Consider the following 16451-nt stretch of genomic DNA (forward strand, 5'->3'; position numbering starts at 1 on the left):
CCTGATGGTCGGCACTGATGCGCATGCATCCCCGCGCCGACCATGACGGCACTTCCCGCCGAGATGCCGCCATGCCCGCTTCCCCTGAAGTCCTCGCCAGCCTGCACTCCGCACGCAAGTCCTATGGAAAAGTGCTGGCGCTGGATGACATGAGCCTGCAGTTGCGCAGCGGCCAGGTGCTGGCATTGCTCGGAGCCAATGGCGCCGGCAAGAGCACGGCGGTGGCGGTGATGCTGGGGCTGTGCGAGGCCGACCACGGGCAAGCCCTGCTTCTTGGCCAGTCGCCGCGGGCCATGGACGCGCGCCGACGCTGCGGGGTGATGCTGCAATCCACCACGCTGCCCGACACCCTGGAGGTGGGCGAGCTGCTGGCGATGACGCGCGGCTACTACGCACGTCCCTTCAGCGTGGCCGACTGCGTGGCGATGGCCGGGCTGGAAGGCCTGCTGGAGCGACGCTACGGCAAGCTCTCGGGCGGACAGCAGCGGCGCGTGCAATTCGCCATGGCCATCTGCGGGCGGCCGCAGGTGCTGTTCCTCGACGAGCCGACCACCGGCCTGGACATCGAAGCGCGGCAGCAGATGTGGGCGGCGATCCGCGAACGCGCCGCCGCCGGCTGCGCGGTGCTGCTGACCACCCACTATCTGGAGGAAGCCGAGGCGCTGGCCGATCACGTGGTGGTGATGCAGGCAGGACGCACCCTGGCCGAAGGCAGCGTGGAGCAGATCCGCGAACGCGTGCTGCAGCGACGCATCCGCTGCAGCACGCAAGTCAGCGAACACGGCATCGCCACGTGGCCGGGCGTGCGGCGGGTGCTGCGCGACGGCAAGCTGCTGGAGATACAGGCCGAACCGGTGGAACCGGTGGTCGCACGCCTGCTGTCCGAAGACCCCTCGCTGTCGGCACTCGAAGTCCATCGCGCCGGGCTGGCCGACGCCTTCCTTGAAATCACCCGTACTGCGGAGGCCGCATGAACACGATCGTCGCCGATGGATTCAGCAGGCGCGCCACCCTTGCCCTGTACCTGCGCGAGGCGAAATACGAATTCCTGCGCGTCCTGCGCAGCCCGGCTTTCAGCGTGCCCACGCTGGTGTTCGCGCCGATGTTCTACCTGCTTTTCGGCGTGCTCCTCAACCACGGCAACGTCCAGGCCGCCAGCTACCTGATGGCCACCTACAGCGTGTTCGGAGTGATGGGTCCGGGCCTGTTCGGGTTCGGCGTAGGCCTGGCCATGGACCGCGAGCGCGGCCTGCTGACCCTCAAGCGCGTGCAGCCGGTGCCGGCGCTGGCGCCGCTGCTGGCCAAGGTCGGCATGGCGATGATCTTCGCCGCCTGCATCGGCGTGATGCTGGTGGCCCTGGGCATGACCCTGGGCGGCGTGAACATGCAAGCATCGCAGGTAGCGCTGCTGCTATGCGTGGACATACTGGGCGTAGTCCCGTTCTGCGCGCTGGGATTGCTCATCGGCACGCTGGCCAGCGGCAATGCCGCGCCGGCGGTGGTCAACCTGATCTACATGCCGCTGGCCTTGCTCTCCGGCCTGTGGCTGCCGTTGCGCATGATGCCCGAGGTGATACAGACGATTGCGCCGGTATGGCCGTCCTGGCATTTGAGCCAGTTGGCGTTGAAGATCATCGGCCAGGACAGCGGCCGGCCGGCGGGGATGCACGTGGCGGTGCTGCTGGGCTTCTCGGCGATATGCTTGTTCCTGGCGCAACGGCGCCTGCAACGCCACTGAGGACGTCGTGAGCATCGCTTTTTTCCGTACCACGCCCGATTCGCTGGTCTGCAAGCAGCGGGAGAATCCGGACCCCAGCCTGGGCTGGTTTCCGTGGATCAACCTGGTGTGGTCGGTGTGGCTGTTCGTCACGCCGTTCTATGCCAACGCGGCCTACGACCAGTGGTTGTGGCCCACGCTGGGCAGCTATGCCGTGTTCCTGGTGCTGTTCCAGCGTTTCCATTACGGAAGCCACCGGTTGCCGATCGTGCTGGCCATCGCCGCGCTGGGTTTCGCCTTGCTGCCGTGGAACCCGGGCTCGCAAAGCTACATCATCTACGCCTGCGCGTTCTTCCCGTTCTGCATGCGCCCGCGCAACATGATGCTGTCGATCGCAGCGCTGCTGGCGCTCTTTGCCTTCGCCTGGCATGTGGCCGGCATCCCCATGATCTACATGATCAGCGCAGTGATCGCCGGCCCGGTGGTCGGCCTGTTCAACATCGGCATGCGCCAGAAGATGCGCGCCGACGCGCAACTGCGCTTGAGCCATGAGGAAGTCAGGCGCCTGGCCGCGCTGGCCGAACGCGAGCGCATCGGCCGCGACCTGCACGATCTGCTTGGACATACGCTGTCACTGGTGGCGCTGAAATCGGACCTGGCCTCGCGCCTGGTCGGCCGCGACCCGGCGGCCGCGCGCAAGGAGATGGAAGACGTCAGCGGGGTGGCCCGCGATGCGCTGGCGCAGGTGCGGCGCGCGGTCAGCGGCATCCGCGCCGCGGGCCTGGCGGCCGAACTGGCGTCGGCGCGATTGCTGCTGGAATCGGATGGCGTGCGTTTCAGCTACGAGATTGAACCGGTGCCGTTGTCGGCGGAACAGGAAACCGTGCTGGCGCTGGCCGTGCGCGAAGCAGTCACCAACATCCAGCGCCACGCGCGCGCCGGGGGCGCCACGGTGTCCCTGCACAGCGCCGACCAGCAGGTCAGCCTGCGCATCGAGGACGACGGCCGCGGCGGTGCCATCGTGCCGGGCAACGGCCTGGGCGGCATGCGCGAACGCATCGAATCGCTGGGTGGCCGCCTGCGCGTGGATGCCATGCCGGGTCAGGGCACAAGGGTGGAGGTGACGTTGCCGGTGGTGGGCAGCGGGTAGCCGGTAACCGAAAGAATGATGCGAACTGGCTTCGCTTGTCCGGCTTCCGGCTTGCGGTTACCGGCTCCAATCAACCATTTGCTATTTTGCGCGCATGAAATTCCGACCAGGCACCACGTGATCCGCCTCCTGCTGGCCGAAGACCAGGCCATGGTGCGTGGGGCACTTTCGGCGCTGCTGGGCATGGAGCCGGACCTGGAAGTGCTGGGTGCCTCGGCCGATGGCGAAGCGGCCTGGCGCGACCTGCAGCGCCTGCAGCCCGACGTGCTGGTGACCGACATCGAGATGCCGGGGCTGAGCGGGCTGGAGCTGGCCCAGCGCATCCAGCGCCAGCAACTGCCCATCAAGGTCATCATCGTAACCACCTTCGCCCGCGCCGGCTTCCTCCGCCGCGCGCTCGATGCCGGCGTGCTCGGCTACCTGCTGAAGGAATCCCCAGCCGAAGAGCTGGCCCAGGCCGTGCGCAAGGTGCACGCCGGCGGCCGCGCCATCAATCCGGAGCTGGCCATGGAGGCCTGGTCGGAAGCCGATCCACTCAACGACCGCGAGCGCCAGGTGCTGCGGCTGGCCGGCGAAGGTTTGTCGGCGGGCGACATCGCAGGAAAACTGAGCCTCTCGCACGGCACCGTGCGCAATTACCTGTCCGAAGCTATCGGCAAGCTGGGCGTGGGCAACCGCATCGAGGCCTATCGCCTGGCCCGGCAGAAGGGTTGGCTGTAACCGGGCCGGCGCCACTGGATCCTGTTGGCACGACTCCTGCGTACCATGGGCGGATGACCCCGATCCGCCGTCTTGCCAACCAGTTCGGTCCCCTGCTCGCCACCCTGATCTTCATCGTGATCGGCGTCGGCGTGTACCTGTGCGCCGACTCCTTCACCAATGATGCCCGGTGGGTCTCGCACACCAACGAGGTGATCGGCCAGATCGACGAGGTCGATGCGCGGTTGCGCGATGCCGAAGCCGCGCAGCGCGGCTTCCTGCTGACCAACCGGGTCGAATACCTTGCCGACTACCGCAATGCGCGCGACCGGCTGCCCGCGCTCGCCACGCGCCTGTGCGTGCTGGTCGATGACAACCCCGCGCAGCATTCCCACTGCCGCAGGCTGCAGGCCAGCGTGCAGAGCCGTCTTGGGCAGATGGAAAGCACCGTCGGAATCTACCGGGCGCACGGCCTTGCCCGCGCCCAGGCCGCGATCGGGCAGGAGGTGCTGCGCGTTTCCAACGACATCCGCAGGGGCGTGCAGCAGATGGGCGCCGTCGAACGCGACCTGCTGCAGCAGCGCGCCGCCTCCAGCCGCGCCAGCGCCAACCTGCTGCGCGGGCTCGCCCTGCTGGGGATTCCGTTCGGAATCGCGGTGATCGCCATGGTGTATGGCTTGCTGCGGGTGGAAAACCGCCGTCGCGCCGGCGCGGAAGCCGAGACCGGCCATGCCAACGACCGCCTGCGCAGCAGCATCGAAGAACTGCAAAGCCGCACCGCCGACCTGCACGAGCTGGGCAGCTACGCCAGCATGCTGCAGAGCTGCATGCGCAGCGAGGAAGCGGTGGCCCTGGCATCGGACCTGCTGCAGCGCATGTTGCCGGGGGTGGCGGGCAGCATCTACCGGATCCGTGCATCGAGGGACTACGCCGAGGAGATCATCCGCTGGGGTGAGCCCGCCGCCGCCAGCCCGCAGATGCTCGCGCACGAAGATTGCTGGGCGCTGCGCCGCGGCCGGCCCCATGCATGGGACGCCGGTGCAGGCAGTTGCTGCGCGCATGTGCAGGCAACCGGCGTAGGCGAGCTGCATACGCTGTGCATCCCGATGGTCGCCCAGGGCGTGCAGCTGGGTTTCCTCTACCTGTCTTCGGCACGTGCCGGGTTCATGGCGCGGACCGACCTGATCGAGACCGCGATCGAGCAGCTGGCCATGGCGCTGTCCAACCTGAGCCTGCAGGAAACCTTGCGCGTGCAGTCGATCCGCGACCCGATGACCGGCCTGTTCAACCGTCGCTACCTGGAAGAATCACTGGGCCGGGAGGTGGCGCGGTGCGAACGCCGCGAGCTGCCGCTGGCCCTGCTGATGCTGGACCTGGACCATTTCAAGCGCTTCAACGACCAGCACGGACACGCCGGCGGCGATGCCCTGCTCACCGGCTTCGGGGCGTTGCTGCAGCGGCTGTCGCGGCCGGAGGACATCGCCTGCCGTTACGGCGGCGAGGAATTCACCCTGATCCTGCCCGAAACCACGGCCGAGGCCGCCGCCGCCCGCGCCGAAGCCATTCGCGTGGCGGTGGAGGCAATGCGCATCCAGTACCTGGGACGCGACCTGCCCGATGTCACGGTGTCGGTCGGCCTGGCCGCGATGCCCGGGCATGGCAACAGCAGCGATGCGCTGCTGCGCTGCGCCGACGAGGCCCTGTACCGCGCCAAGCGCGAGGGCCGCAACCGGGTGAGCGTAGCGGGCGACGCCTGAGCAGATCGCCAGGCGGCACGTTGCCCGTGGTTGCGGCCGGTTGCCGGGACTGGAACGCTCCCGCGCGCCAGCGCCTGCTTCCCGTCACGCGCCGTAGCGCGCCTTCAACATCGCGAACGCCGAGCGCAGCGCCAGTGCTTCGCCGCCGGCCGGGCGGCCGGGACGGTCGCTGTCGTTCCAGGCGTACACGTCCAGGTGCGCCCACGTCTGCGCGTCGGGCACGAAGCGTTCCAGGTACAACGCGGCGGTGACCGCGCCGGCCATGCGCGAACCGGCATTGGCCAGGTCGGCGATGCCGCTGTTGAGGTAGCGCAGGTACGGGCGCCACAACGGCATCCGCCACAGCGGGTCGCGCACGCGCTCGCCGGCGGCGATCCAGTCGTTGGCCAGCGCATCGTCGTTGGCGAACAGCGCCGGCAGGTCCGGGCCCAGGGCAATGCGCGCGGCACCGGTCAGGGTGGCGAAGTCGAGGATCAGGTCGGGATGCTGTTCGCCGGCATAGGTCAGCGCGTCGCACAGGACCACGCGGCCTTCGGCATCGGTGTTGTCGATTTCCACGCTCAGCCCCTGGCGCGTGGCGATCACTTCGCCGGGGCGGAAGGCCTCGGGCCCGATCGCGTTTTCCACCGCCGGCACCAGCAACGTCAGCTGCACCGGCAGCTTGCGCGCCATCACCAGTTCGGCCAGGGCCAGCGCATGCGCCGCGCCGCCCATGTCCTTCTTCATGTTGCGCATGCCGTCGGCCGGCTTCAGGTCCAGCCCGCCGGTGTCGAAGCACACGCCCTTGCCTACCAGCGCCACGTGCGGATGGCCGCCCTGGCCCCAGCGCAGCGCGATCAGCCGCGGCGCGCGATGCGAAGCGCGGCCCACCGCGTGGATGGCGGGGAAGTTCTGCGCCAGCAATTCGTCGCCAGTGATCACCTGCACCTGCGCGCCGTGGGTGGCGGCCATGGCGCGGGCCACGTCTTCCAGCTCCTGCGGACCCATGTGCTCGGTCGGCGTGTTGACGAGGTCGCGCACGCGCACGCAGGCGGCCAGCAGGTCCGATGCCTCGGCGTCGCGGTCCGACAGCACCAGCCTTGCCGGCGCACGCGCGGCCTTGCGGTAACGGTCGAAGCGGTAGCTGCCCAGTCCCCAGCCCAGTTGCAGTGCCGCGCGCGCGCCGTCCTCCAGCGCCGCGGCCACGTGCCAGTCGCCGGGCGGAAGCGCGAACGGCGCGTGTGCATACGAGTACGGATCGAGCGGATCGCCGATGCCGATGGCCGCGCCGGCCAGGCCGTCTTCGCCCGGCAGCAGCAGCAGCGTGCCGGCGGCGGCGCTGAACTGCTGCGCCTCGACCCAGGCCTGCAGGGCCGGCGCCAGGCCATCGCGCCAGGCGTTGAACTGCGCGGCTTGCAGCACCTGCAGCGGCCGGGCGGAAGAAGAGGAGTCGGCGAATCCGCTTGGCAGGTTCATGCGGCGTGTTCCTTGGCATCCTGGGATGATGCGTTCTTGGATGAGGCATCCAGCCAGTCGGCCAGCGCGGTGAGGTCGGTGAATTCCAGGTCCGGGCGCGGCTCGTGGTGGTCCCAGCCCAGGCCTTCGCGATTGATCCAGCAACTGCGCAGGCCCGCGCGCGCGGCGCCGATCACGTCCATCTCGATGTGGTCGCCCACGTGCAGCACTTCGCCACGGTCCACGCCCAGGCGCTCGCAGGCGGCGTGGAAGATGCCGGGGTCGGGCTTGCCGGCGCCGTGTTCGCGCGAGCCCAGCTGGAACACGAAGTGGTGCATCAGCCCGATCCGCTGCAGGTCGGCATTGCCGTTGCTCAGCGCGGCCACCGGCACCCGCGCGGCAATGCGCGCCAGCGCGTCCAGTGCATCGGGATAGCACTCGACCTGGTTGCGCGCGTCGTAGAAGACTTCGTAGGCGGCGTCGAGCAGGTCGGGATCGCCGCCGCTTTCGGCCAGCGCCTGCTGCAGGGTCAGCCGCCGCAGCGCGCTGAGGTCATGGTGCAGGTGCGGGTTGTCGGCGAAGGAGCGCTCGCGCAATTCGCGCATCGCCTGCAGCGGGAAATGGGCGGCGGTGCGCGGGCTGTGCACCTGCATCCAGTCATGCAGCACCTGGTCGATGCGCGCGCCGATCGGGGCGAACGGCCACAGGGTGTCGTCGAGGTCCAGGGTGATGGCGCGTACGGGAAAGGTCATCCCCGCATTGTAGAGCCGGGCTTGCCCGGCTGCTCCTGGCCCGGGGCGGTTGCGGCGGTCGGCCACCGGCGCAGCGGCGTCACTCCAGCAGCCGCGCCCAGCCTTCCATGCCGTCCACGCGCGCCAGCACCAGCTTCACGCAGACCAGCAGCGGCACCGCCAGCAGCAGGCCGATGATGCCCCACAGCCAGCCGAACACCATCAACGCCAGGATCAGGATCAGCGGCGACAGGGCCATGCGCTTGCCCAGCACGATCGGGGTCACGATCTGGCCTTCCACCGTGTGCAGCGCCAGGTACACGATGGCCGGCATCAGCGACAGCCAGGTGTCGTTGTAGGTCACGAAGCCGACCAGCAGCATCACGCCCATGCCGATCAGCGCGCCCACGTACGGGGCGAAGTTGAGGATCGCCACCATCGTGCCCCACAGCAGCGCTTCCTGCAGCGGTATGTCCAGCGCGTACAGGATGCCCGCGTACACCAGGCCCACCACCGCGTTGATGACGCTGATGGTCAGCACGTAGCGCGACAGTTCGCGTTCCATCGACTGCATCAGGTCGACGGTGAACTTCTTCTTCTGCCGGCTGGGCAGCATCTCGATCACGTGCCGCTGCAGGGTTTCGCCATAGACGATGAAGAAGAAGGTCAGCAGCACCACCGCCAGCACCGAGGCCAGCAGGCGCGGGGTGGCGGTCAGCATCTTGTAGGGGTCATCGACCTGGGTGCGCACCACCTGCACCTTCTTGCCGCTGTCGCCGCCGGCGGCTCGGGCGATGTTCTCGGCCGCGCGGTTGGCGTCCTGCATCGGCTTGGCCAGCTGGCGCAGCTTGGGAGTCAGGTCACGCAGTTCCTTGGGCACGTCGCGGAACCAGTCGCCGGCCGGCACGATCAGCTGGCTGCCCAGTGCGCCGGCGCCGGCAATGCCGCCCACCACCACGATCAACGCGGCCAGGAAGCGCGGCACCATCATCTTCTTCAGCAGGCGGATGATGGGGTTGGCGACCAGGGCGAAGAACATGCCCAGCAGGATCGGCAGCAGCAGGTCCTGCGCCGCCCACAAGGTGTAGCCCACCGCCAGGCAGACCAGCACCACCAGGGCGGCCGACGCACGCGGACGCGGATGCCTGGGCGCCTCGCCGGGGGCGTGCCCGGCGGCATGGGCCGGCTCTGGAACCGGGTGCTGCGGAGGGGGTGCGGACACGGGTGGAAGCGACTCGCTGGAAGGAGTGATCACGTAGGGCAGGCTCGTCGGGAATCGCGCGGTCGCGCAGGCAGGAAAAAAGGAGGGCGCGTCAGCGCTCGGACATTTCGGTGGCGGCTTCGGCCGCCTGCGGCCGCCGCGGGGAACCATTGGCCGCCATATAGGCAGGATCGGCGTCGGCAGGCGGAAGCGGCGCGCCCACCGCCTCGGCGGCGCCGGCCGCCACTTCGCCGGCATCATCGGCCGCGTCCTTGGCTTCGCCTGCCGCCACGGAAGCCTGGGCCGAGGCGAACAGGCTGGACACCGCGCTGACCATCTGCAGGATGCGCGCGCCGCCCACCGCCCCCAGTGGCTCGGCGCGGCCGACCAGGAACCCGCTGACCAGGCCGGCGGAGACGATGCGCAATGGCGTCCAGCCTTCCTGCCAGGCCTGCTTCAGCTGCCGGTAGCGCGAGGACGTGGCACGCTCGCGCGCTTCCAGCAGGTCCTCGGCCTGCTTCACCTTGGCGATCAGCTGCTCGAAGGTGACGTTCTGATGCGGTGCTTTCATGGCAGCGTCTTCATGGCGGCGTGACCCGCACGCCCACGTCGCTGTGCGGTGGCTTGCCGTCGCTATCCTGCGGTGGACGGTTCTCCGTGCCATCGCGGGTCGAAGCCGGCGAAGCCGGGTCCGGGGTGAACTCGGCCAGTTCGCCGATGCCCAGCCGCGCCAGCTGCCGGCGCGTGGCCTGCATGCGGGTGTGGTCGAAATAACGGTCCGCCTGCCACGCCGCCCACACCGTGATCGCGCCGCTCAGCAGCGCGCACAGCAACAGCGACGCCGCCCAGGGCAAACCGAGCTGGCGACTCAGGAACACGATCAGCGCGGCCATCAGCAGCAGCCAGCAGGAGGCACCGAACACGATCGCCACCCCGGTCAGGGCCATGGCCCGGCCGAACGCACTGCGGGCCAGCGACACATCGGCGGCCAGCAGGGTCCGGAACGCCTTGGCGGCGTGCCCGGCTTCGCTCAGCCCGGCCCGCGCCGCAGCGCCGACCTCACGGATCGAATCGGCCAGGTCCGGTGCCGGCCCGCCTGCGGGTGGGTCGCTTTCGCGCGGGTCGCTCACCGGTGCTTACTTGTCGCTGCCGCCGCCGCTGCGCGCCAGCTTGGCGATGATCCAGCCCGCGGCAAAGGCGACGCCGAACGAGGCCAGCGGACGCTCGCGGATCAGGTCGGCGGCGCTGTCGATCAGGTCGCGTCCCTTGTCCATCAGCTGGTCGACCTGTTCCATCGCCGCCGCACCGCCGGATTCGCCCGCGGCCAGTGCCGACAGCGCGCCGTCGGCCAGTTCGGATTTCACCGTGGCCTTGCCCAGCTTCAATTCGTCGCCTGCGGACCCGGCGGCGCCACGGATGGCTTCGCTGGCGGCGGCGGCGGCGGACTTCAGATGCGAACCGGCTTCGCCAAGGTTGCTCTTCAGTGCATCGGTTGCGGTGGGGTTGTTCATGGTCATCTCCTGGGTGTGGAAGACCAGGCGCCGCAGCGCCCGGCCCGATTGGGGAGACATCTATAGCAGGCCGTCATTAACGCGCCGTCATCGGCCCGGCATGGCCACGCTGTGCCTGCAGAAATCCATGCATTCATATCAGCGGCCACGTCGGCGGCGCGCATTGCCACGCGCCTCGGTCGCTGCCGATGGAGGGCGGCTACTGCACCAGCAGGTTGCCGCGCGCATTGCCGCGGATGATCTGCAGCACCAGTTGTTGCGGCTTGCGGGCGAAGCTGGCCTGGAAGCCGGCCAGGTCGGTGAACTCGCCACTGCTGGCCTCCAGCACGATGTCGCCGGGCTGCAGGCGGTTCTGCGCGGCGCGGCTGCCGCGGGCCACGTCCTTGATGACCACGCCGCTGAGTCCGGCGCTGCGCTGGGCTTCGGGCAGCTCGGCGAACGAGGCGCCGGTCAGGCGTGGATCCAGCGAGGCTCCGGCCACCGCGCCGGGCTGCGCCTTCAGCGCCGCGCGCAGGGTCAGCGACTTGCCGTCGCGTCGCACTTCCAGGGCCAGTGGCGTGCCGACCGGCTGCAGGCCCTCGTAGTTGTGCAGGGCTTCGGCGCTGTCGATGCGCTGGCCGTTGGCCGCCACGATCACGTCACCGGTCTTCAGTCCGGCCGCCGCCGCGCCCGAACCGGCATACACCCGCGTCACCACCGCGCCGCGGGTCTCGCCCAGGCCCAGCCCCTGCGCCACCTGCGGGGTCAGCGTCTGCGTCTCCAGGCCCAGGGTGCCGCGGATCACCACGCCGTTGTTCTTCAGCAACTGGTCGACCACGTCGCGCGCCAGGTTGGAGGGAATGGCCAGGCCCAGGCCGATGTTGCCGGCCATGCTGCCCTGCGGGTTGAGGCTGGCGGTGTTGATGCCGACCAGCTGGCCCTGCAGGTTGACCAGCGCGCCGCCGGAATTGCCCGGGTTGATCGAGGCGTCGGTCTGGATGAAGTTCTGCAGGCCCAGCCCGCGGATGCCGCTGCGGCCCACTGCCGAGACGATGCCCGAGGTCACTGTCTGGCTCAGGCCGAAGGGGTTGCCGATGGCGACCACGAAATCACCGACATTCAAGGCGCCGCTGTTGGCCAGCGGAATGGCGGTGAGCTTGTCGGCGGGAATGCGGATCAGGGCCACGTCGGTGTCGGCGTCCGACCCCAGGAACTCGGCCTTGAGCTGGCGCCCGTCGGCCAGGGTCACCGAGACGTCATCGGCGTTCTCGATCACGTGGTGGTTGGTCAGCACGTAGCCGTTGACCGCATCGATGATCACGCCCGAGCCCAGCGACTCGTTGATCCGCTCCTGCGGGATGTTGGGGAACATGCGGCGGAAGAACGGGTCGTCGGCGAACGGGTTGCGCACCCGCACCACCTGCTTGGTGTTGACGCTGACCACCGCCGGCATCACCCGCTGCAGCATGGGCGCCAGCGAAGGCATCGCCTGGCCGTCCACGGCCGCGGGCAGCGAGCCCATGGCCGGCACCAGCGCGGGCGCGGCGGTTACGGCCGCGGCGGCCTGGGCACGCTGGTCGATCAGGGTAGTGAGGCCGGTGGCGGCGAAGCCACCGAAGGCGGCCGCGGCGGCCAGGGCAATCAGGGTGGGGAGCGGGCGCATGGGGTCGGCAAAGCTCGGCTGGAGTCAGGGAAGGGGAGCCGCCGCCGGCCCGGTCAGGGGACAATCGCAAGGCGACCCGGGGCCATTGGAGGCTATATGAACGAGTGTGCTTACCGGCGCCTAAACCCGCAATGAAGTCAGGCCGGGGCCTGGCGCGGGGCCCGGCCCAAAACCTGAACAGGCGGCCCCCCTTTTGCCCGGCAGATCAGAGCATTTCCCGTTGACAGTCCCAGCGGGCCGGCGTAGCTTGCAGCCTTCGCTCCAGCCACTAGATATAGCGGTCAGGTGCGGGGTAGGCCCAAGCAGTAGGGTTTTGGGCTGACAGCCAGGACGCTTTGGGGAGAGCGTAAATAGCGGTGATGACAGTGGTTTTACGGGATCCTGCGCACAGTTTTTCAAACCCCTGCGGCATGCCTTGGCGTGAGCAGTGGAGGCGGCCGGGGCGGTTGGCACCAGGCCGGTAACAAATGCGACATCCACCCCGGCCTGCCGGGGCGGCAGAAAAAAACCAAAAAACAGAAAACACCTTTACACGCAACAGAAACAGGGAGAGCAACAGAACCATGAGCACGGTGCGCCTGGAGGCGGTCAAGAACAATCACGAAGCGGAAGGGTCACTGGTCCCGATGCAGCCGGCCTCGGTGGATATCTGGGACAAGAAGTACCGCCTGAAGACCAAGCAGGGCGACGCCCTGGATGCCGACATCGACGGCACCTACCAGCGCGTGGCCCGGGCCCTGGCCGATGCCGAGCCCACCGCCGAGAAGCGCGCCTACTGGAACGAGCGCTTCGTCTGGGCGCTGCGCCGCGGGGCCATTCCCGCCGGCCGCATCACCTCCAACGCCGGTGCCCAGGAACACAAGCCGGCCACCAGCACCATCAACTGCACCGTGTCGGGCACCATCGAGGACTCGATGGACGGCATCCTGGACAAGGTCCACGAAGCCGGCCTGACCCTCAAGGCCGGCTGCGGCATCGGTTATGAGTTCAGCACCCTGCGGCCCAAGGGCGCCTTCGTCGCCGGCGCCGGTGCGTACACCTCGGGCCCGATGTCCTTCATGGATATCTACGACAAGATGTGTTTCACCGTTTCCAGTGCCGGCGGCCGCCGCGGCGCGCAGATGGGCACCTTCGACGTGTCCCACCCCGACGCCAAGGACTTCATCCGCGCCAAGCGCGAGGACGGCCGCCTGCGCCAGTTCAACCTGTCGCTGCTGATCACCGATGGCTTCATGGAAGCGGTGAAGAACGACGGCGACTGGCCATTGGTATTCCCCGTCAATGCCAAGGAACAGCACGAGATCAACCTGGACGACGAGACCCAGGTGCTGTGGCGCGAGTGGCCGACCCACCGCAGCTACATCAGCCGCGACGACGGCCTGGTCGCCTGCAAGATCTACGGCCACATCCGCGCGCGCCACCTGTGGGACATGATCATGGTCTCGACGTACGACTACGCCGAGCCCGGTTTCATCCTCATCGACCGCGTCAACGAAATGAACAACAACTGGTGGTGCGAGAACATCCGCGCCACCAACCCCTGCGGCGAGCAGCCGTTGCCGCCCTACGGCGCCTGCCTGCTGGGTTCGGTCAACCTGACCACCTTCGTGCGCAACCCCTTCACCGACCAGGCCACGTTCGACTGGGAGGAATACAAGGAAGTGGTGCGCGTGTTCACCCGCATGCTCGACAACGTGGTCGAGGTCAACGGCCTGCCGCTGGAACAGCAGCGCGCCGAGATCCTGCGCAAGCGTCGCCACGGCATGGGCTTCCTGGGCCTGGGTTCGACCCTGACCATGCTGCAGATGAAGTACGGCAGCCCCGAGTCCTGCGAGTTCACCGAGTCCATCGCCCGCGACATGGCCGTGGCCGGTTGGGAAATGGGCCTGGCGCTGGCCAAGGAAAAGGGCGCCGCGCCGATCATGGAGGAGCTGTTCGAGGTCACCGCCGCGATGCTGCGCCTGCGCCCGGAAATGGCGAAGGACGGCTGGCGCATCGGCCAGCAGATCCCCGGCAAGGTGCTGCACGCCAAGTACAGCCGCTACATGCAGCGTGTGGCCTCGGTCTCGCCCGAGCTGGTCGAGGAGCTGGCCGAGATCGGCAGCCGCTTCACCCACCACAGCTCCATCGCGCCCACCGGCACCATCTCGCTGAGCCTGGCCAACAACGCCAGCAACGGCATCGAGCCCTCCTTCGCCCACCACTACAGCCGCAACATCATCCGCGAAGGCAAGAAGTCCAAGGAAAAGGTCGACGTCTTCTCCTACGAGCTGCTGGCCTACCGCCACCTGGTCAACCAGGCCGCGATGCCCTTCGCCGAGGACGCCGCCAGCAAGCTGCCCGACTATTTCATCAGCGCCGACGACATCAATCCCAAGGAACACGTGGACGTGCAGGCCGCGGCGCAGAAGTGGGTGGACAGCTCCATCTCCAAGACCGCCAACGTCCCCACCGACTACCCGTACGAGCAGTTCAAGGACATCTACCGCTACGCGCACGAGCAGGGTCTGAAGGGGTGCACCACGTTCCGCTTCAACCCGGCCGCCTTCCAGGGCGTGCTGGTCAAGGAAGCCGACCTGGAGAACACCACCTACCGTTTCGAGCTGGAAGACGGCTCGGTGGTCGAGGTCAAGGGCAACGAACAGATCGAGTACGACGGCGAAATGCACACCGCCGCCAACCTGTTCGACGCCTTGAAAGAAGGCTATTACGGCAAGTTCTAAGCTTCGCCCCCTCCCTTGCGTAGTCCCCCAAGGGGACTTCCTTCGGGGCGCAGAGGGTTGGGGAGGGGTTGGCTTTTCGCCGTAGCTTTTTCTCCTCTCCCCTTGAGGGAGAGGATGCCCGCAGGGCAGGAGAGGGGGGTGCGAAGCGCAGCGAGCATGCCCCTGGCACTTGACCGCCACACCACCAATCACTCCCAACCTCACATCAACCGGTATAGCATCGCTCTCGTACCAAACCCACGGCCCCAGGAGGGCATCTACATGAGCAATGGAAATGGTGTGGTGGCGACCCTGACGGGCGCTGCAGAAAGCGTGAAAGAAACCGCGAGCAACATCGGCAGCTCCATCGCTTCCACCGCCAGCGACGCTGTCGCCTCGGTGAAGAAGTCCGCAAAGAAGGCACAGAAGGCCGCGACCAAGCAGGTCACTGCGGCCAAGAAGGCAGTCGGCAAGCGCACCGACAAGGCCAGCAAGGCAGTGAAGAAGACCGTGGCCAAGGCCAAGAAGTCGCTCGCCTCGGCCAGCGCTTCGGCCAAGGCCGAAGTGGCGGCGCTGAAGAAGAAGACCGGCAAGAAGACCACCAAGAAAGCCGCAACCAAGAAGACCGCGAAGAAGGCCACCAAGAAGACCGCCACCAAGAAGTCGGTAGGCAAGAAGGTCGCCGCCAAGAAGGCCACGGCCAAGAAGGCAGTGAAGAAGGCAGTCAAGAAGGTGACCCGCAAGGTCGCGACCAAGAAGACCGCCGCCAAGAAGGCAGTCAAGAAGGCCGCGAAGAAAGCTGCCCCGCGCAAGGCCGTCAAGAAGGCTCCGGCCAAAAAGGCAGCCGCGAAGAAGGCCGCAGTGAAGAAGGCCCCGGCCCGCAAGACCGCAAAGAAAGCCGCGAAGAAAGCGAAGAAGTAAGCGCTCCAATGCCCCTCTCCCACCGGGAGAGGGGTTGGGGTGAGGGCCGCGACTCGCGCCCTGCCCGACCAGCAGTCAAAGCATCCAACACACCCGCACCCAGGAAACCGTTCCATGTCCGTCAAGATCGACAAGAAAATCAAGGGTTACACCGTCCTCACGCCGGAAGACAAGGCACGCGAAGCCGCGGTGATCCAGGGTGAGTCGATCAGCCGCGAGAAGGCCGAGGCCGCGCTGCCGGTGGCCGACATCATCCACATGCACGAGCGCATCGAGCGCCCGGAAGTGCTGATCGGCAGCACCTACAAGATCAAGTCGCCGCTGGTGGAGCACGCCATGTACGTGACCCTCAACGACATCGTGTTGAACGCGGGCACCGAGCACGAGCTGCGCCGCCCGTTCGAGATCTTCGTCAATTCCAAGTCCATGGAGCATTTCCAGTGGATCGTGGCGCTGACCCGCATCATGAGCGCCGTGTTCCGCAAGGGCGGCGACGTGACCTTCCTGGTCGACGAGATGAAGGCGGTGTTCGACCCGCGCGGTGGCTACTTCAAGGGTGGCGGCGTGTACATGCCGTCGCTGGTGGCCGAGCTGGGCGCGATCGTCGAGGAGCACCTGAAGTCGATCGGCATGATCCACGACCCGGAAATGAGCGCGCACCAGCGCGCGATCCTGGCCGAGAAGCGGGCGCAGTACGAGAACCGCACAAAAAAAAACTCTGACGTAGGGGCTTCCACCCCTTCCCCTGCGTCAGCGGGGGAAGGTGCCCGCAGGGCGGATGGGGGCGCTCTTGGCGCGGCCAACCAACCCGCCTCCCACGAAGACATCGCCGTCACCGGCGACGGCACCAGCTTCCCGCCCAGCGCCACCCTGTGCCACAAGTGCAACACCAAGGCGCTGGTGATCATGGATGGCTGTGCTACTTGTTTGAATTGTGGGTATTCGAAGTGCGGGTGAGTACACGCGACTAGGTGACGGAATAGGGG

The 16451-nt window shown here is 67.7% G+C and carries 15 protein-coding genes; 8 read left to right on the forward strand and 7 right to left on the reverse strand.

Translation table 11 applies throughout. The annotated features are described in order from the left end of the window. The first annotated feature begins 71 nt into the window (after window positions 1-71). From DT603_RS03245 to DT603_RS03265, 5 genes are all read left to right on the forward strand, one after another. Window positions 72-974, forward strand: a complete 903-nt coding sequence (locus DT603_RS03245) for an ABC transporter ATP-binding protein (protein ID WP_162348422.1) — start codon at window positions 72-74, stop codon at window positions 972-974. After that, entirely contained in the window at window positions 971-1738 is a 768-nt protein-coding gene (locus DT603_RS03250; protein WP_162348423.1) for an ABC transporter permease, read from the forward strand. The genes DT603_RS03245 and DT603_RS03250 overlap by 4 nt, the downstream gene beginning before the upstream one ends. Window positions 1739-1745: 7 nt before the next feature. After that, the gene (locus tag DT603_RS16235) at window positions 1746-2867 is read left to right on the forward strand and encodes a histidine kinase (protein WP_162348424.1); all 1122 of its coding nucleotides are present in this window, start codon (window positions 1746-1748) and stop codon (window positions 2865-2867) included. A gap of 117 nt (window positions 2868-2984) precedes the next feature. After that, on the forward strand, window positions 2985-3587 hold the full coding sequence (locus DT603_RS03260; protein WP_162348425.1) for a response regulator: 603 nt from the start codon (window positions 2985-2987) through the stop codon (window positions 3585-3587). 53 nt (window positions 3588-3640) lie between these two features. Further along, window positions 3641-5323 (forward strand): sensor domain-containing diguanylate cyclase, encoded by a 1683-nt coding sequence (locus tag DT603_RS03265; protein ID WP_162348426.1) that lies wholly within the window; start codon window positions 3641-3643, stop codon window positions 5321-5323. 84 nt (window positions 5324-5407) lie between these two features. Here the strand turns inward: DT603_RS03265 and DT603_RS03270 are convergent, their stop codons facing one another. The 7 genes from DT603_RS03270 to DT603_RS03300 form a co-directional block, all read right to left on the reverse strand. Then, the gene (locus DT603_RS03270) at window positions 5408-6778 is read right to left on the reverse strand and encodes a leucyl aminopeptidase family protein (RefSeq protein ID WP_162348427.1); all 1371 of its coding nucleotides are present in this window, start codon (window positions 6776-6778) and stop codon (window positions 5408-5410) included. Beyond that, entirely contained in the window at window positions 6775-7509 is a 735-nt protein-coding gene (locus DT603_RS03275; RefSeq protein ID WP_162348428.1) for an HAD family hydrolase, read from the reverse strand. Before DT603_RS03275 ends, DT603_RS03270 begins: the two co-directional genes overlap by 4 nt. A 79-nt stretch (window positions 7510-7588) precedes the next feature. Then, entirely contained in the window at window positions 7589-8710 is a 1122-nt protein-coding gene (locus DT603_RS03280) for an AI-2E family transporter (RefSeq protein ID WP_425500928.1), read from the reverse strand. Window positions 8711-8801: 91 nt separating this feature from the next. Then, window positions 8802-9260, reverse strand: a complete 459-nt coding sequence (locus DT603_RS03285; protein ID WP_162348430.1) for a protein sip-5 — start codon at window positions 9258-9260, stop codon at window positions 8802-8804. Between the two features lie 10 nt (window positions 9261-9270). Next, window positions 9271-9819: a phage holin family protein gene (locus DT603_RS03290; protein ID WP_425500929.1), complete on the reverse strand. Its 549-nt coding sequence runs from the start codon at window positions 9817-9819 to the stop codon at window positions 9271-9273. A gap of 6 nt (window positions 9820-9825) precedes the next feature. Then, window positions 9826-10200, reverse strand: coding sequence for a hypothetical protein (locus tag DT603_RS03295; RefSeq protein ID WP_162348431.1), 375 nt, complete (start codon window positions 10198-10200; stop codon window positions 9826-9828). A 199-nt stretch (window positions 10201-10399) separates the two neighbouring features. After that, a complete protein-coding gene (locus DT603_RS03300; protein WP_162348432.1) occupies window positions 10400-11842 on the reverse strand; it encodes a Do family serine endopeptidase in 1443 nt (480 codons plus the stop codon). A gap of 563 nt (window positions 11843-12405) precedes the next feature. On the opposite strand from DT603_RS03300, the gene DT603_RS03305 reads away from it, so the two are divergent. The 3 genes from DT603_RS03305 (at window position 12406) to DT603_RS03315 (ending at window position 16422) form a co-directional block, all read left to right on the forward strand. After that, window positions 12406-14565 (forward strand): adenosylcobalamin-dependent ribonucleoside-diphosphate reductase, encoded by a 2160-nt coding sequence (locus DT603_RS03305; protein ID WP_162348433.1) that lies wholly within the window; start codon window positions 12406-12408, stop codon window positions 14563-14565. A gap of 261 nt (window positions 14566-14826) precedes the next feature. Beyond that, window positions 14827-15465, forward strand: a complete 639-nt coding sequence (locus DT603_RS03310) for a hypothetical protein (protein WP_162348434.1) — start codon at window positions 14827-14829, stop codon at window positions 15463-15465. 114 nt (window positions 15466-15579) lie between these two features. Then, complete coding sequence (locus DT603_RS03315) at window positions 15580-16422, forward strand: TSCPD domain-containing protein (RefSeq protein WP_162348435.1); 843 nt, start codon at window positions 15580-15582, stop codon at window positions 16420-16422. Window positions 16423-16451 lie beyond the last annotated feature (29 nt).

The sequence above is a fragment of the Pseudoxanthomonas gei genome, assembly GCF_010119615.1.
GTDB lineage: Bacteria > Pseudomonadota > Gammaproteobacteria > Xanthomonadales > Xanthomonadaceae > Pseudoxanthomonas_A > Pseudoxanthomonas_A gei.

Excerpts from the sequence above, each read along its gene's own strand:
- DT603_RS03250 (WP_162348423.1), top strand. The coding sequence starts at position 971 with ATGAACACGATCGTCGCCGATGGATTCAGCAGGCGCGCCACCCTTGCC.
- DT603_RS03265 (WP_162348426.1), top strand. The coding sequence starts at position 3,641 with ATGACCCCGATCCGCCGTCTTGCCAACCAGTTCGGTCCCCTGCTCGCC.
- DT603_RS03285 (WP_162348430.1), bottom strand. The coding sequence starts at position 9,260 with ATGAAAGCACCGCATCAGAACGTCACCTTCGAGCAGCTGATCGCCAAG.
- DT603_RS03295 (WP_162348431.1), bottom strand. The coding sequence starts at position 10,200 with ATGAACAACCCCACCGCAACCGATGCACTGAAGAGCAACCTTGGCGAA.
- DT603_RS03310 (WP_162348434.1), top strand. The coding sequence starts at position 14,827 with ATGAGCAATGGAAATGGTGTGGTGGCGACCCTGACGGGCGCTGCAGAA.
- DT603_RS03270 (WP_162348427.1), bottom strand. The coding sequence starts at position 6,778 with ATGAACCTGCCAAGCGGATTCGCCGACTCCTCTTCTTCCGCCCGGCCG.
- DT603_RS03300 (WP_162348432.1), bottom strand. The coding sequence starts at position 11,842 with ATGCGCCCGCTCCCCACCCTGATTGCCCTGGCCGCCGCGGCCGCCTTC.
- DT603_RS03245 (WP_162348422.1), top strand. The coding sequence starts at position 72 with ATGCCCGCTTCCCCTGAAGTCCTCGCCAGCCTGCACTCCGCACGCAAG.
- DT603_RS03305 (WP_162348433.1), top strand. The coding sequence starts at position 12,406 with ATGAGCACGGTGCGCCTGGAGGCGGTCAAGAACAATCACGAAGCGGAA.
- DT603_RS03275 (WP_162348428.1), bottom strand. The coding sequence starts at position 7,509 with ATGACCTTTCCCGTACGCGCCATCACCCTGGACCTCGACGACACCCTG.
- DT603_RS03315 (WP_162348435.1), top strand. The coding sequence starts at position 15,580 with ATGTCCGTCAAGATCGACAAGAAAATCAAGGGTTACACCGTCCTCACG.